Origin of the sequence: Thalassotalea sp. G20_0 (assembly GCF_017744175.1) — a bacterium.
Taxonomy (GTDB): Bacteria; Pseudomonadota; Gammaproteobacteria; order Pseudomonadales; family Endozoicomonadaceae; genus Endozoicomonas.
Genome location: NZ_JAGHQV010000078.1, coordinates 1 through 14,196 on the forward strand (window position 1 = coordinate 1; position 14,196 = coordinate 14,196).

Consider the following 14,196-nt stretch of genomic DNA (forward strand, 5'->3'; position numbering starts at 1 on the left):
TGGTTTCGAGCTTTTGTTCAAGCTTTTCTACTCGCTCGTCCAGGTGTTTCATCTCTTCGTACAGTTCACTGAGCAGTTCACGGAACAACACTGTTAAACCGTTTTCAGCATCTTCCAGAACCAGGGGTATCTGTTTACGGATGAAGGCTATGCCCTTGGGAATAATGACCCCGTATTCCATTAACAAACCTCTGATCTGGTTACCCAATGCCGTCCTTCTGGCCACGGCCTGGCTGCGTATTCTGTGCAGGCTCTGAATATCCTGCTGCTCAATAGTTTTGGTTGGTACAAAGCGCATGCTGGGCCGTTGCGAAAACCGGGGTCAAAAACCGGGGTCAGGTCTTGATTCTTGAGTGTGCCGTAGCACGATTTTGGGAGTTCAACGGATGGAGTCCTGAAACACGTGAAAGCTATGGAAGAGATGGTGGTAGGTCCACCGAAGTCTACTGTCGGAAGTCGGCTTCAAACTACCTCATGCGGCTGTCATTAAGAGTGCTGGTCGTGAGCGATGAGGAAAAGTCAGGCTTGACCTGGCATGTGTGGTACAGAGAGATGAGTAAACTCGAACCACCGTTGAGGCGTCGTAAAAGACTCTTTTGACATCAAAACCGGAGGCCTCAAGAACTTCCGGGATAAATCTGCAAGTGAACTCCGAATGCTGTGCAGGTGGTGTCCGGCGTAGAGGTGGCATGAATCTGTACTGGGCTCTTCTATGGAACTGCGGGAACCAGTCGCGTGGATGCTAAGGGAGACTCCCAAGTGGCTACAACCACAAGGGATTGAGTACCGATGCCATGCACTGGGACGGAGCTGCTCGTAGTAGTGATGAGGCCTCTGTAATGGAGGTGGAGCAAAGGGGCAGTGTCGGGTGGTTTTCAATAAGGATCAACGGAATTGTTGGGATCTTGTCTGGATGCCTGTTTTAAGGTGTAGCCAGCAACCTGATAGGCCGGAGGAATTCTTAGAGAAAACAGAGTTATTTTCATATGGGGTCAAGACGATAAATTGTCCTGCAAGGTTGCAAGCTCTCTATCAAATTGATCCATGAATATGGGATTGACTTACCTGATGGGAGCGGTATGAATCGAGAGGTTCACGTACCGTTCTGCGAGGGGCTGGCGGGGAAGTTCCGCCGGTCTACTCTCCCGAGTATTAAAACTGTTCTACTTTTATAGCTCTTTGTTTATTACTTGGGGGTATATAAGTGAGCAGGCCATTACGAATTGAGTACGCAGGTGCGCTGTACCATGTGACTTCGCGTGGTAATGAGCGCAAGCCAATTTACCGGGAAGAGGTTGATTTCAACCTGTTCCTGGATACCTTGGCTGAGGTCTGTGACCGGTTTAACTGGGTGATTCATTCCTGGTGTTTGATGACCAATCATTATCATCTGGTGGTGGAAACACCAGACGGTAATTTGTCGGCCGGTATGCGACAGCTGAATGGTGTTTATACCACCCGTTTTAATCGTCGTTATGGGCGGGTTGGGCATCTGTTCCAGGGGCGCTATAAAGCGATTCTTGTGGATAAATCTTCGTATCTTCTGGAGTTGAGCCGTTATGTGGTTTTGAACCCGGTCAGGGCCCGTATGGTTGATCATCCTGGCGACTGGCCGTGGAGCAGTTACCGTTATACCCTCGGAGAGCTTGATTCACCAGATTGGCTGGCTACGGATGCCATGCTGTTGCAGTTTTCAGAGGTTCGGGAGCGGGCCTGTGAACGTTTTGTTGCTTTTGTGCTGGCAGGTGTCGGCATTAATATCTGGGTGCTTCTCAAACAGCAGATATATCTGGGTGATGATCAGTTTGTTTCGGATCAACAGCAATATATTGAAAAGCCGTTAAAAGGTAAGATTCTTTCTGAAGTGCCCCATAAGCAGCGGCGCAAACCAGCACGGCCTCTTGAGTTTTACCAGCGGAGTTGTGATTCAATCGAGTCTGCGGTTTACGCGGCTTTTGATTCCGGCGGTTATACCCAGAAGGCCATCGCTGATTATTTTGGGCTGCATTATTCCACGGTGAGTAAGATGGTTAAAAAAGTGGGCGGTTGTCAGTAGTCAGTTTGCAGGAAAAGCCTGTTCTTTTAATCTTCTTTGGTAGCTATTGCTGTTCAATAGCTGATAATCCTGTTTGGCATCATTGATGCCTGCCAAAGTTTGGCTAATCTGATGATTATAATAATGCCTTCGATAGGGTTTCCTGATGCCAGTGATATCAAGCTTTTTTGGGATTTATATCCGAATGTACCATGCAGACCATGCGCCACCTCATGTTCATGCAGAGTATCAAGGGCATGAGGCACTGGTCGACATATCAACAGGCCATATTCTGGAAGGTAGTTTACCCAAAAAAGCGGCAAAGCTTGTTGGTGATTGGTGTTTGTCGCATCAAGCCGAGCTCGAAGAGAATTGGCAAAGAGCTATTCATCTCCAACCACTTGAGCGCATAGCGGGGGCTGATAATGATTAAAATAATTCAGGCAGTTTACCGGTCAGATCAGGAAATTAAGCTTCACTTTTCTGATGGTAGTTTTGGCGTTATGGATTTTAGTGAAGTTCTGGTACAAAAAACCAGCCTTACTCAAGCTTTGCATGATACTGTTTTTTTTCAACGATTCTTTATCGAGCTGGGAGCACTGTGCTGGCCGAATGGTCTGGAGTTTAGTGCAGGCAGCCTTTACAAGAGGCTGGAAGCAGCAGGTAAACTGGTTAAGCCTGCTGCATAAGAGAAGTTGGCAGTTGTCATAATAAAACCGAAACCGTGGTCATATATGGTCCGCCCCGCGATGCAAGGAAAAGTTTTCACAATGGCTTTTAAAGAGTAATGCTTCCATATATCCGGCCTTTGGGGTGAGGTCTCAATGCCTCTGGCCCTGATGGAATCCGCTCCACTCCCACCTCATCAAGTCTTCGGCCTCTTCGGGCCCTGACCCCCGGTCAGGTTCAAGGGAGTGCAGGTCTTACCTTTTATGCCATCATTTGAACTTTATCCGCGCAACTCGTTGCAGGCTTCTACACTGATTAACCGCTTTTGCTTTTCTTGTCTAACGACAAATGTTTAATAGTTTAATGCCTGTGTTCATGCTACTGCCTTGTACGGCTCTTTCTTGGTTAACACAGCCCAGGCAATGCGAGCATTTTTATCGGCAACAGCCACTGCTGATATATTTTTGCCCCTGCGTTGATCAAGCTCTTTAATCCAGTTATTACGGCGATCGTCGTGTTTATCAGCTACCCTGACAACGGTTCTACCACCGTGTATCAGCAGGGTTCGCAGGTAGGTATCGCCCCGTTTACTGATACCCAGTAAAGTGGGCACTCCACCGGTAGACTGCTGTTTGGGTACCAGCCCAAGCCAAGCTGCCATTTCCCGGCCATTTTTAAATGCTGATAAAAAACCGGGGTCAGGTCTTGATTCTTGACGAGTATTAAAACTGTTCTACTTTTATAGCTCTTTGTTTATTACTTGGGGGTATATAAGTGAGCAGGCCATTACGAATTGAGTACGCAGGTGCGCTGTACCATGTGACTTCGCGTGGTAATGAGCGCAAGCCAATTTACCGGGAAGAGGTTGATTTCAACCTGTTCCTGGATACCTTGGCTGAGGTCTGTGACCGGTTTAACTGGGTGATTCATTCCTGGTGTTTGATGACCAATCATTATCATCTGGTGGTGGAAACACCAGACGGTAATTTGTCGGCCGGTATGCGACAGCTGAATGGTGTTTATACCACCCGTTTTAATCGTCGTTATGGGCGGGTTGGGCATCTGTTCCAGGGGCGCTATAAAGCGATTCTTGTGGATAAATCTTCGTATCTTCTGGAGTTGAGCCGTTATGTGGTTTTGAACCCGGTCAGGGCCCGTATGGTTGATCATCCTGGCGACTGGCCGTGGAGCAGTTACCGTTATACCCTCGGAGAGCTTGATTCACCAGATTGGCTGGCTACGGATGCCATGCTGTTGCAGTTTTCAGAGGTTCGGGAGCGGGCCTGTGAACGTTTTGTTGCTTTTGTGCTGGCAGGTGTCGGCATTAATATCTGGGTGCTTCTCAAACAGCAGATATATCTGGGTGATGATCAGTTTGTTTCGGATCAACAGCAATATATTGAAAAGCCGTTAAAAGGTAAGATTCTTTCTGAAGTGCCCCATAAGCAGCGGCGCAAACCAGCACGGCCTCTTGAGTTTTACCAGCGGAGTTGTGATTCAATCGAGTCTGCGGTTTACGCGGCTTTTGGTTCCGGCGGTTACAAAACCGGGGTCAGGTCTTGAATCTTGACGCTCCTTAATCCTGTTCTACTTTTATAGCTCCTTGATTATAAGCTGGGGGCATAAGAGATGAGCAGGCCATTAAGGATTCAGTACGCAGGTGCGTTGTATCATGTGACTTCTCGTGGGAATGAACGCAAGCCAATCTATCGGGAAGAGGTGGATTTCAATCTTTTCCTGGATACCCTGGCCGAGGTCTGTGACCGCTTTAACTGGACGATTCATTCCTGGTGTTTGATGACCAATCATTATCACCTGGTTGTCGAAACGCCTGACGGTAATCTGTCTGCCGGTATGCGACAGTTGAATGGTGTTTATACCACGCGGTTTAACCGACGCTATGGGCGGGTTGGCCATCTTTTTCAGGGGCGCTACAAAGCCATTCTGGTGGATAAATCGGCGTACCTTCTGGAGTTGAGCCGTTATGTGGTGTTGAATCCGGTACGTGCCCGTATGGTGGATCACCCTGCTGACTGGTTGTGGAGTAGTTACCGTTATACTCTCGGTGAGCTACCGTCACCAGACTGGCTGGCCACCGATGCCATGCTGTTGCAGTTTTCAGAAGATCGGGAACGAGCCTGTGAACGTTTTGCTGCTTTTGTGCTGGCAGGGGTGGGTATCAATATCTGGGTTCATCTCAAACAGCAGATCTACCTGGGTGATGATCAGTTTGTTTCGGATCAGCAGCAATATATTGAAAAGCCGGTGAAAGGGAAGACGCTTTCTGAAGTGCCTCATAAGCAGAAACGCAAACCTGCACGGCCTCTTGAGTTTTACCAAACGAGTTCTGATTCCATCGAGGCTGCTGTTTGTGCGGCTTTTGGTTCCGGCGGTTACACCCAAAAAGCCATCGCTGATTATTTTGGCCTGCACTATTCCACGGTGAGCAAGATGATTGCGCGTCAGGGATAAAGTGTGTATTGGGCGGTGTTCATGAGTTGGCCTTGTCTCCTTGCTTTAGATCTACAGGTTTGAGCCACTATGAACCAGAAAGGTATTTGTCCATTTTTAATAATTTGCCCAGGGCTCTTTTGGATTCCGGAGTGAAATAGAGCTTGTTCAATGGTCAAGCCCTTTCCACAGTTCTTCAACAGGTTGGTAACCCCCTTTGGTGGTTTCTTCCCAGCCTTTTTCAAAAGACTCTTCCGCCGTACCAAGAGAAACACTCTCCCTGAAGCTGTGGACGATTCTTAATAGTGCTGGCAGGTGTTCGCTGGGTATTTTCCCTATCTCCTGTTGCAGCATTTCTTGTATCGCTGTTTCACTGTTTTTCATCGGGTAGTGCCTTCCTGATGGTTGGTTACTGTTCGTATTATTGTCAGTTGCACCGGCTGAGTGCAATGTTAGTTTACTCCGCTGGCAAGAGTAGCCAGTTTTCAGGAAAATTTACGATTTAAAATGGAAAGAATTTTTTGTATAAGTGCAGGGCAAACTATAACCAAAAAAGCAGATAATATCATTAATAGAAGAAACAGATATTTAAATTACGGGTTGTTATCACTTGCTACTGAACTTGAAGAAAATGGATTTCATCCGGTGCAACTACAGGGTAATTTTGATTCCCCTGATTTCATGGTTCAGAAATGCCTTAACTTTGGGCTTGAGCACACCAGCCACCCAATTCTGATATCCATACCCAGCTTCTATGCTCTGCCCTGGGTGAACGGGTTTATCAATCTGCTTAAAGCCATTAAGCCGTCTTCCAAAGTGATTGTTGGTGGCCGGTGGGTTATTGGTGATGAGCCTGAGCTTCTGAAAGAGTTGATACCGGGGGCTGATCTCCTCGTGCCTGGTACTGCTAATCATAAGATAGTAGAGATCGTGAAGTCTTTCTCTGTGCCGAGTGACTTCGTACCAAAAACCAGTAACGCTAAATATCCGCGGCTAAATTACCAGCTGCTCGATGACCGCCACCTGTATCAGCCAAGTATTGAGGTTTCCAGAGGCTGCGGTAAAGGCTGCTCGTTTTGCCTGGAGAGAGATGAGCGTTTACAGCCACTTAAGGAAGCAGGAATAGTTGTTTCTGAAGCGAGAGATATCATTATTCGTGATAATCTGGTACCTATGACACCCTATTTTGAAGCGTCAATGTTCGCTCCAAACAAAAAGTGGATAAAAGATCTGATATATGAAATGGATAGTCAAGATATGCATTTTAACTGGCGAACTGAAGGCCGTGTAGACAGTATCCTCCCCGGTAATATCCCTTTATTGTGTGCAGCAGGGCTGAAAGTTATTGACCTTGGGTTGGAGAGTGCATCACCTGTCCAGCTGGTAAGAATGAATAAAACCAGTAACCCGGAGAAGTATTTAGCTACCGCATCTGAACTGCTTAAGATTTGCCATGAGAATGAGATCAGGGTAAAAGTCAACGTTCTGCTTACCGCAGGGGAAACTTTGAAAAGTATTAGTGAGACTTTTGATTGGTTAGAGAAACATAGTAAGTTTATTGCCGGTGTTTCGGCTGGTCCGGAGATTGTTTTTGGCCTGAACCAAAGTATTAAAAACTATCTGTCAGGAATAGCCAACTATGGAGCTTCTGTTAACCATACCCCAATAGAGGGTGTGAATAATATTAACCTGAGCCATGAAATCAGCTGGGAACATTCCATAGAGATATCCAAAACAATATCGCAACAGTTTATGGATGCTGCTGATTACTATGCATTAAAGTCTTTTTCATACTTTTCACGGGATTATACTTTTAAAGACTTTAAGGATGACGTTGTGGCTGATGAAGATTTATACAGCTTTAATATCAGTAAACTTTACCATTAATTTGATTGGAAGTTGGCTTTCAACATGAGGGGTTATGAAGGAAGATTCAAATATTGATACACTCAAATCACTTTATAAAATCAGTATACAAACAAGAAATTTTGAAATAGGTCAGCTAATTCAAAGAAATAATTTCTTTATGCTTTTCTAGGGGGTTTTGCTTGCGGCTGTTATGCAAACCGAGGCAAGCAAACCCTATATTGAGTTTTTAATCTGTCTGATTGGCTTAATGATATCGATTTATCAGCTACAAATGTCTTCCTGTGCCAAATATTGGCAAGAGTGGTGGGAAAGCCGGGTAGACCACTTCGAGAAGCAGCTTTGTCAAACGATTGAGAAAGTTGAGAGCCGGGAAGCCTATCAGTTATTTACGGTAAGCAGTCAAGATGTCAATAAAATCGTTCGTGAACGGTTGCTGGACTCCAAAGGCTGGAGCGTAATCAATTGGTGTATCCTCGGGGGTTTTTCTGTTGGCAGGGCTCCAATAAAAGTCAGTCTTTTCTTGTTGCTGGCATGGGCTGCCTTGTTGGTGTTATCCATTAATTTTAGTGCTATACCGGTGTTTGATTTTAGCCAGATTATTGATGGCTTTTACTTTGTAGAAAAAACATGAATCAGATTGAGATTGTTTTTTCATACTAATGGTGCCAATAGGTACAGTGCATTATCTTGTAATGCATCTCTTCATTCTGCCCAGCTAACTATTGATCATTGATTACCTGTCTGAACATGATTAAAAAGTGCTTATTCCCCGCTGCCGGCTACGGCACCCGCTTCCTCCCGGCCACCAAATCCATGCCCAAAGAGATGATGCCCATTGTCAGTAAACCACTGATTGAGTATGGCGTTGAAGAGGCGCTGCAGGCGGGTATGAATGATATCTGTATTGTTACCGGCCGTGGCAAGCGCAGCCTGGAGGATCACTTTGATGCTAATTATGAACTGGAGCATCAGATTGCCGGTAGTGATAAGGAGTCGCTGTTGACGGATATACGACAGATGATTAATGAATGCACGTTTTCTTATACCCGTCAACGGGAGATGAAAGGCTGGGGCATGCGATTCTGTCCGGCGAGTCGCTGGTTGGTGACCAGCCTTTTGGCGTGGTACTGGCTGATGACCTTTGCATCAATGCTGAAGGCAATGGTGTGCTGGCCCAGATGGCGCAGCTGTATAAACAGTTTCGCTGTTCTATTGTAGCGGTGATGGAAGTGCCGGAGGATGAGGTGCATAAATACGGGGTGATTGCCGGGCAGGCTATTTCTGATGATCTGATCCGTGTAGAAAACATGGTGGAGAAGCCTGCAAAAGAAGATGCCCCCAGCAAGCTGGCCATTATTGGCCGCTATATTCTGACGCCGGATATTTTTGACCTGATTCGGGATGCTGAACCGGGTAAAGGCGGTGAGATCCAGATTACCGATGCCCTGATGGCTCAGGCACAACGAGGCTGTGTGCTGGCTTATAAGTTCAAGGGCAGGCGTTTTGATTGTGGCAGCATTGCCGGGTTTATTGAGGCTACCAATTATTGTTACGACGCGCTTTATTGTTGATCGCTGTGCATCGGTCATTCCACGTGCTTACATTAGGTATCTGCTTTACCTGAGCTAAAGAAGTTGGAACCACAGAGCACACAAAGAACACAAAGGAAAAGATAAGATTTTTTCTTTTTTCTTTTTTCTTTTTTCTTTTTTCTTTTCTTTGTGCTCTTCGTGTGCTTTGTGGTTCAAAATAAAGGCTCCAACAATGAAAATTCTCGTTACCGGGGGAGCGGGTTATATCGGCTCCCATACCTGTGTTGAGTTACTGAATGCCGGCCATGACCCCATCGTATTGGACAATCTCAGTAACAGTTCGCCCACTGCTATTCGGCGTGTGGAGCAAATTACCGGCAAGGCATTGCCTTTTGTTGAGGGTGATATCCGGGATGAGCAGACGTTAAACCGGTTAATGTCGGCCCATCAATTCGATGCGGTCATACATTTTGCCGGCTTGAAGGCAGTGGGGGAGTCCTGCACCATGCCACTGAAGTATTATGACAATAATATCAGCGGCACGATTACGCTCTGCCAGGCCATGGCAGCCCATCATATCAAACGGCTGATTTTCAGCTCATCCGCTACCGTGTACGGTGACCCGCATACGCTGCCTATTGAAGAGAGTTTTCCCCTGTCGGCCACCAATCCCTATGGCCATTCGAAACTGGTGATTGAGGAGATTTTGTGGGAGCTTTATAAGTCCGACCCGCAATGGAATATCGCCCTGCTGCGCTATTTTAATCCGGTAGGTGCGCACCCTTCTGGCCTGATCGGTGAAGACCCTAACGGTATACCCAATAATCTGTTGCCTTATATTTCCCAGGTGGCTATTGGCAAGTTGCAGCAGCTGTACGTATTTGGCAATGATTATGCGACGGCCGATGGCACCGGTGTGCGTGACTATATCCATGTGGTGGATCTGGCCCGTGGGCATGTGAAGGCGCTGGAAAGATTGACGGATGATAACCGGGACTGCCATGTGTGGAACTTGGGCGTCGGCAAGGGGTACTCGGTGCTGGAGATGATCCACGCCTTTGAAAAGGCCTCTGGCAGACAGGTGCCTTATGTTATCGCTGACCGTCGTCCGGGGGATATTGCTGCCTGCTATGCCCACCCTGAAAAAGCCGAACGTGAGTTAGGGTGGAAAGCGCAGTATTCGCTGGATGATATCATGGTCCATGCGTGGAAGTGGCAATCGGAAAATCCCCAGGGATATGGTTCAATGGATGGGTAGCGCCTGTTCAGGTTTGATGATCCCTCATGGATGATGACCCATAATGCAAGACAAAAAACGTGGTAAATTGTTCTGGCAGCGGCTGGTGTTTGTGACTGCCATTTTGATCTGCACTGTGATGGCGGTGATTCCCGGCAGTATTGACCCCACCGGTTTTGTTAACGACAAATTAAAACACGTTATTGTATTTTTCATATTGTCGTTGATGCTTGACGGCCTGGCCTTTCCTACTGTCCGCTTTACCTGGTATAAGCCACTGGGGTTGTTGGCCTTTGGGGTGTTGCTGGAAGTGTTGCAGGATACCCTGGGGTTTCGGAAGGGCAGTAACCAGGATTTGCTGGATATTTTATCGAATCTGGCGGGGATTACGGGTTACTTTCTGGTGGCGGCTATGGTGAGAAAAATCCGCAAGACTCCCTCCCTGGCTACTACGGAAATTAGTGGAGCATAGTCAGCTTTTATTCCCGGTTTTTTCTCAGCGTTACCGTTCCCAAACGCAGTCAGGGCATAAAAACTGCGGAGTTTTGTCTCTGTTGTTTTGTGTAGCTCTGGCATCCTGCTCTATCAATTCACCGTTTATCAATACCCAGGGAAGGTTAGGCGAACATAATAAGCGGATATTGCGGTTCCCCCTGTTTTTTCCTCCGGTATAATCCCCTGCTTGCCTATTCCCTTGATGCCTGAATCTGTTTAAGGATTACCGCCTTGTCCACGCTGGATAACCGTTTTAGCCGTTTTCTGTTTATTTTCTGTTGCTGGTGATTACCTGGCTGCCCTTGCCCTATGGCAGCAAGCCCGAATGGGCCATGGGGATTTTGCAGGCGGGTGTTTTTATGCTGTCGGCCTTCTGGTTGGCGGGGTATGGTTTTGGGCATCTGTCGGTTACCCCTGCCTTTCGTAAAGGTGCGCCGGTTTTTATTGGGTTGTTGCTGGTTGCTTTCTGGGTTTGGGTGCAGTCGTTGCCACTGCCTGCGGCGATGGTGCAGCAGTTGTCACCGGTGGCCTGGTCGGTTCAGGTTGAAGCAGCCAGCGCATTAAACCTGCCGGTGCCGGATACACTTTATCTCTCCCTTGATCCTTTTGCTTCCCAGGTGCATGCCCTGTTATCGCTGGCCTATGCGCTGCTGTTTGCCATGGTGTTGTTGCTGGTCAGTGATCCGAAGCGATTGCGGGTGATTGCCTGGGTGTTTGTGATTGCCGGGGCGTTTCAGGCGTTGTTTGGTTCGTTGAGTACGCTCTCTGGTGCTGAGGTTTCTTTGTTTGGCCCGAAAGAAGCCGGTCGTGGCGTGGCTACCGGTACCTTTGTTAACCGGAATAGTTTTTCCGGCTGCCTTGAAATGACTCTGGCGGTGGGTATGGGCCTGTTGCTGGGTCAGCTGAACGAACGGCGCTTTCATGACTGGCATGAGTTCTGGCAACAAACCCTGAAAACCCTGCTAAGCAACAAAGTGATTTTACGTACCGCCATTGCCATTATGGTGGTCGGGCTGGTGATGGGGCGCTCCCGTATGGGCAATACGGCGTTTTTCTCCAGCCTGATGATTACCGGGGTTTTGTACGTTATCTGTCGTAAAAAATTAACTCGTGGTGTGGTGATTCTGTTTGTCAGCCTGTTTGTGATCGATACCATTATTGTCAGCCAGTGGTTCGGGCTGGAAGAGGTAGTGGAACGGCTGGAAAGAACCAACGTACAAACAGAAGCCCGTAGTGATGTGAACCCGCAAACCATCGGTGCCATTCCTGGTTTTGCCCTTGCCGGTTCCGGTGCTGGCAGCTTCTATACCACCCTGCCGCAATATCATGATGGTACCTGGCGGGGCTTTTTCGATTTGGCCCATAATGATTTTCTGCAATTCCCCCTGGAGTTTGGTGTTCCAGCTTATGCCATTCTGGGGCTGATGGTGCTGTTTACTGCCTGGCAAGCCATTCAGGCCATGCGCTTGCGACGGAATATGCTGATGGTGGGGATGGGGTTCGCGGCGTTTATGGGGATTCTGGCGATTATGATTCACTCGTCGGTGGATTTTAACCTGCAGATTCCTTCTAATGCGGCTTATTTTGTTTGCATGATGGCTTTGGGGTGGTTGGCTCGGTATTTGCCGACCCTGCCGGGCGCTTCCCGCCACCCGCTCCCCGCTGCCCGAAAAAGATAAGACGAATGCTTTTACGGGAAGCGGACAACGGCTCTTATTGCATCAAGGCTAAATCAACCAGCAGTTTCTGTGCGCTTTGCTTTTGTCGCATAAAGGCGATAATGAACGCTTTGTTGGCTTGCAGGTCAAGACGGTACAGCACTTTGTAATTCTCAAGCAGATTGAGTTGGCGATAGTCTTGTATGCCGATCAGCGATAGCTCTGGGCAGGCCGGGCGACAGGGTACTTCTTCGATGAGTTGTTGGGTCTGTTGAACCAGGCTGGTCATAAGAAGGTTGAGCTGGTCGGGCGTAATAAACAGGCTCATATAGGCTTTGAGCTGGCGCAATGTCTGAAATGCTGTTTCTGTTATTTCCACATTGACGGGCTGTTTCATCAGCCTTCATCGCTCAGGCGCTTGAGGGCTTCTTCCGGTGTCAGGGTATTGTTTTCGCGAATATCCCGTTCGGCACGGTTGGCCAGTTTCAGCAGGGCGATGGCTTCATCTCTCATGCTGGCTTCCTGCTCAGAATAGATACGGTAAACAGGCCGACCGTGTTGGGTAATACGGAGTGGACCGTCCATGACATCCAGCTTTGCGGCATTTTGTTTTAAATAGCTGAGGGTTTGCGTTTCCATGATGTTCTCCCTATAGGTCTGTTAATGGTCTGATTATAGTCTGTTCTGGTGATGGGCGGTAAAGATTAAGTCCATGATCTGATTTCTGTAACCACTTTTCTTCTCTTTTTCGGATCACGGACAACGGCTGTAAAGATGATTGATATTCACAACCATATTATTCCCGCTATTGATGACGGGCCGGACACCCTGGAGCAATCCCTGGAGCTGCTGCGAAAAATCGGGGTCGAAAAATCGGAAAAATCGGGGTCAGGTCTTGATCCTTGACGTTAGCTTCCAAAACACAAAGCATTACTCTGCAATCCACACAGGCTCTGCTAACCTTCAGAGTTTTTGATCTGTTGAATTGCGAGCCACAAAAGAAAGCAAAAATCGGGGTCAGGTCTTGATCCTTGACGTTAGCTTCCAAAACACAAAGCATTACTCTGCAATCCACACAGGCTCTGCTAACCTTCAGAGTTTTTGATCTGTTGAATTGCGAGCCATATTATCTTTATGAACAAGGCTGAGCTTGAGCAATTGTCGGGCGTGAGAATTCGGGAAGCTCAGTTACTTCTCGATCATAGGGCATATAATGGAGCTTATTATCTGGCAGGTTATTCCGTTGAGTGTGCCATTAAGGTATGCATATGCCATAAGGTGCAGGCATGCGATTTCCCGGATAAAAAACTGGCCCGGGACAGCCACTCACACAGGTTGACAGAACTGATAAAAGTAGCGGGGTTGCAAGATGCCCTTGTACAGTATGAGAAAGCCAATCCACTGTTCATGCTCAATTGGTTGAGTGTAAAGGATTGGGCAGAAACGAGCCGATATGATTTGAATATCGGCCGTGTTAAAGCGGCTGACCTTGTTGCTGCCATCACCGATCAGGAGTCCGGGGTTTTACCATGGCTAAAGAAATTCTGGTAAGAGATCAGCTGAGTGATGAGATGATTCAGGCAGGAGAAAAGCTGCTAAATCTGCTAGAGGTATCAGACCAACCTATTCTGGGTGCGTTTTGGCTGTTTTTGCCCGATGAGCATCTTTGGAGGCTTTATATTGCTTCTGATTTGGTTCGGACTGCAGGCTCAAGGCGGGCGTACCAGCAGGTACATGAGGCGTTGAAGCGTTTTCATCCGGATGAGTGGGTACTTTCTCTGCATGATATCACTGTGATTGATGGGTCAGACAAGGTTTTTCAGGCATTCTCCCATGCCATAAACGATGATGTTCAATTGAATAAACAGCGTTTTTTCAGAGAACGGGTCCAGCAACAATTTATCGAGGATGCTTGGGTTTATAAGGCGGCCTAAGGAAAACTGGGGAAAAAACCGGGGTCATATATGGTCCGACCCGCTTTGCAAGGATAAGTTTTCCATCATGACTAAAGAGTAATGCTTCCATTCTCTTAATAAAGAGACCGGTCTTTGGGGTGAGGTCTCAATGCCTCTGGCCCTGATGGAATCCGCTCACTCCCACCTCATCAAGTCTTCGGCCTCTAAGGGCCCTGACCCCGGTCAGGTTCAAGGGAGTGCAGGTCTTACCTTTTATGCCATCATTTGAACTTTATCCGCGCAACTCGTTGCAGGCTTCTTACACTGATTAACCGCTTTTGCTTTTCTTCTCTAA

General features: G+C 47.6%; 16 protein-coding genes and 3 pseudogenes. 14 read left to right on the top strand and 5 right to left on the bottom strand.

Features of this window, described 5'->3' with window-relative positions:
* Positions 1-298 (bottom strand): annotated as a pseudogene (locus J7438_RS23455) (IS110 family transposase); the annotation flags it as partial.
* Positions 299-1,204: 906 nt separating this feature from the next.
* On the opposite strand from J7438_RS23455, the gene J7438_RS23460 reads away from it, so the two are divergent.
* From J7438_RS23460 to J7438_RS23470, 3 genes are all read left to right on the top strand, one after another.
* Positions 1,205-2,056, top strand: a complete 852-nt coding sequence (locus tag J7438_RS23460; protein ID WP_353620182.1) for an REP-associated tyrosine transposase — start codon at positions 1,205-1,207, stop codon at positions 2,054-2,056.
* Positions 2,057-2,201: 145 nt separating this feature from the next.
* Positions 2,202-2,468 carry a DUF4160 domain-containing protein gene (locus J7438_RS23465; protein ID WP_209278501.1) on the top strand — a complete coding sequence of 89 codons (267 nt, stop codon included), beginning with the start codon at positions 2,202-2,204 and terminating at the stop codon, positions 2,466-2,468.
* A complete protein-coding gene (locus tag J7438_RS23470; RefSeq protein WP_209278502.1) occupies positions 2,461-2,724 on the top strand; it encodes a DUF2442 domain-containing protein in 264 nt (87 codons plus the stop codon). The genes J7438_RS23465 and J7438_RS23470 overlap by 8 nt, the downstream gene beginning before the upstream one ends.
* Before the next feature lie 353 nt (positions 2,725-3,077).
* Here J7438_RS23470 and J7438_RS23475 read toward each other — a convergent pair.
* Positions 3,078-3,398 (bottom strand): annotated as a pseudogene (locus tag J7438_RS23475) (transposase); the annotation flags it as partial.
* 80 nt (positions 3,399-3,478) lie between these two features.
* Between J7438_RS23475 and J7438_RS23480 the strand changes: the two are divergent.
* Positions 3,479-4,267, top strand: coding sequence for an REP-associated tyrosine transposase (locus J7438_RS23480; RefSeq protein WP_353620183.1), 789 nt, complete (start codon positions 3,479-3,481; stop codon positions 4,265-4,267).
* A gap of 66 nt (positions 4,268-4,333) precedes the next feature.
* Positions 4,334-5,176 (top strand): transposase, encoded by an 843-nt coding sequence (locus J7438_RS23485; RefSeq protein ID WP_286196859.1) that lies wholly within the window; start codon positions 4,334-4,336, stop codon positions 5,174-5,176.
* Positions 5,177-5,323: 147 nt separating this feature from the next.
* Here the strand turns inward: J7438_RS23485 and J7438_RS23490 are convergent, their stop codons facing one another.
* Complete coding sequence (locus tag J7438_RS23490; RefSeq protein ID WP_209278504.1) at positions 5,324-5,539, bottom strand: hypothetical protein; 216 nt, start codon at positions 5,537-5,539, stop codon at positions 5,324-5,326.
* A gap of 123 nt (positions 5,540-5,662) precedes the next feature.
* Between J7438_RS23490 and J7438_RS23495 the strand changes: the two genes are divergently transcribed.
* From J7438_RS23495 to J7438_RS23520, 6 genes and pseudogenes are all read left to right on the top strand, one after another.
* Positions 5,663-7,042 carry a B12-binding domain-containing radical SAM protein gene (locus J7438_RS23495; protein ID WP_209278505.1) on the top strand — a complete coding sequence of 460 codons (1,380 nt, stop codon included), beginning with the start codon at positions 5,663-5,665 and terminating at the stop codon, positions 7,040-7,042.
* A 172-nt stretch (positions 7,043-7,214) separates the two neighbouring features.
* Positions 7,215-7,655 carry a RipA family octameric membrane protein gene (locus J7438_RS23500; RefSeq protein ID WP_209278506.1) on the top strand — a complete coding sequence of 147 codons (441 nt, stop codon included), beginning with the start codon at positions 7,215-7,217 and terminating at the stop codon, positions 7,653-7,655.
* Between the two features lie 116 nt (positions 7,656-7,771).
* A pseudogene (galU, locus tag J7438_RS23505) lies at positions 7,772-8,595 on the top strand (UTP--glucose-1-phosphate uridylyltransferase GalU).
* A gap of 193 nt (positions 8,596-8,788) precedes the next feature.
* Positions 8,789-9,814: a UDP-glucose 4-epimerase GalE gene (gene galE / locus J7438_RS23510; RefSeq protein WP_209278507.1), complete on the top strand. Its 1,026-nt coding sequence runs from the start codon at positions 8,789-8,791 to the stop codon at positions 9,812-9,814.
* A 43-nt stretch (positions 9,815-9,857) separates the two neighbouring features.
* Positions 9,858-10,265 (top strand): VanZ family protein, encoded by a 408-nt coding sequence (locus J7438_RS23515; protein ID WP_209278508.1) that lies wholly within the window; start codon positions 9,858-9,860, stop codon positions 10,263-10,265.
* A gap of 307 nt (positions 10,266-10,572) precedes the next feature.
* Complete coding sequence (locus J7438_RS23520; protein WP_353620184.1) at positions 10,573-11,967, top strand: O-antigen ligase family protein; 1,395 nt, start codon at positions 10,573-10,575, stop codon at positions 11,965-11,967.
* 34 nt (positions 11,968-12,001) lie between these two features.
* Here J7438_RS23520 and J7438_RS23525 read toward each other — a convergent pair whose 3' ends face one another.
* Positions 12,002-12,343, bottom strand: a complete 342-nt coding sequence (locus J7438_RS23525) for a hypothetical protein (RefSeq protein ID WP_209278510.1) — start codon at positions 12,341-12,343, stop codon at positions 12,002-12,004.
* Complete coding sequence (locus J7438_RS23530) at positions 12,343-12,585, bottom strand: type II toxin-antitoxin system Phd/YefM family antitoxin (protein WP_209278511.1); 243 nt, start codon at positions 12,583-12,585, stop codon at positions 12,343-12,345. The genes J7438_RS23525 and J7438_RS23530 overlap by 1 nt, the downstream gene beginning before the upstream one ends.
* Before the next feature lie 135 nt (positions 12,586-12,720).
* Here J7438_RS23530 and J7438_RS27980 point away from each other — a divergent pair, with 135 nt between their 5' ends.
* The 3 genes from J7438_RS27980 (at position 12,721) to J7438_RS23540 (ending at position 13,880) form a co-directional block, all read left to right on the top strand.
* Positions 12,721-12,852 (top strand): CpsB/CapC family capsule biosynthesis tyrosine phosphatase, encoded by a 132-nt coding sequence (locus J7438_RS27980; RefSeq protein ID WP_286196860.1) that lies wholly within the window; start codon positions 12,721-12,723, stop codon positions 12,850-12,852.
* A gap of 429 nt (positions 12,853-13,281) precedes the next feature.
* The gene (locus tag J7438_RS23535) at positions 13,282-13,497 is read left to right on the top strand and encodes a hypothetical protein (protein WP_209278512.1); all 216 of its coding nucleotides are present in this window, start codon (positions 13,282-13,284) and stop codon (positions 13,495-13,497) included.
* Positions 13,476-13,880 carry a hypothetical protein gene (locus J7438_RS23540; protein WP_209278513.1) on the top strand — a complete coding sequence of 135 codons (405 nt, stop codon included), beginning with the start codon at positions 13,476-13,478 and terminating at the stop codon, positions 13,878-13,880. Before J7438_RS23535 ends, J7438_RS23540 begins: the two co-directional genes overlap by 22 nt.
* Positions 13,881-14,196 lie beyond the last annotated feature (316 nt).

Excerpts from the sequence above, each read along its gene's own strand:
- J7438_RS23465 (WP_209278501.1), top strand. The coding sequence starts at position 2,202 with ATGCCAGTGATATCAAGCTTTTTTGGGATTTATATCCGAATGTACCAT.
- J7438_RS23470 (WP_209278502.1), top strand. The coding sequence starts at position 2,461 with ATGATTAAAATAATTCAGGCAGTTTACCGGTCAGATCAGGAAATTAAG.
- J7438_RS23485 (WP_286196859.1), top strand. The coding sequence starts at position 4,334 with ATGAGCAGGCCATTAAGGATTCAGTACGCAGGTGCGTTGTATCATGTG.
- J7438_RS23490 (WP_209278504.1), bottom strand. The coding sequence starts at position 5,539 with ATGAAAAACAGTGAAACAGCGATACAAGAAATGCTGCAACAGGAGATA.
- J7438_RS23495 (WP_209278505.1), top strand. The coding sequence starts at position 5,663 with ATGGAAAGAATTTTTTGTATAAGTGCAGGGCAAACTATAACCAAAAAA.
- J7438_RS23500 (WP_209278506.1), top strand. The coding sequence starts at position 7,215 with ATGCAAACCGAGGCAAGCAAACCCTATATTGAGTTTTTAATCTGTCTG.
- galE (WP_209278507.1), top strand. The coding sequence starts at position 8,789 with ATGAAAATTCTCGTTACCGGGGGAGCGGGTTATATCGGCTCCCATACC.
- J7438_RS23515 (WP_209278508.1), top strand. The coding sequence starts at position 9,858 with ATGCAAGACAAAAAACGTGGTAAATTGTTCTGGCAGCGGCTGGTGTTT.
- J7438_RS23525 (WP_209278510.1), bottom strand. The coding sequence starts at position 12,343 with ATGAAACAGCCCGTCAATGTGGAAATAACAGAAACAGCATTTCAGACA.
- J7438_RS23530 (WP_209278511.1), bottom strand. The coding sequence starts at position 12,585 with ATGGAAACGCAAACCCTCAGCTATTTAAAACAAAATGCCGCAAAGCTG.
- J7438_RS27980 (WP_286196860.1), top strand. The coding sequence starts at position 12,721 with ATGATTGATATTCACAACCATATTATTCCCGCTATTGATGACGGGCCG.
- J7438_RS23540 (WP_209278513.1), top strand. The coding sequence starts at position 13,476 with ATGGCTAAAGAAATTCTGGTAAGAGATCAGCTGAGTGATGAGATGATT.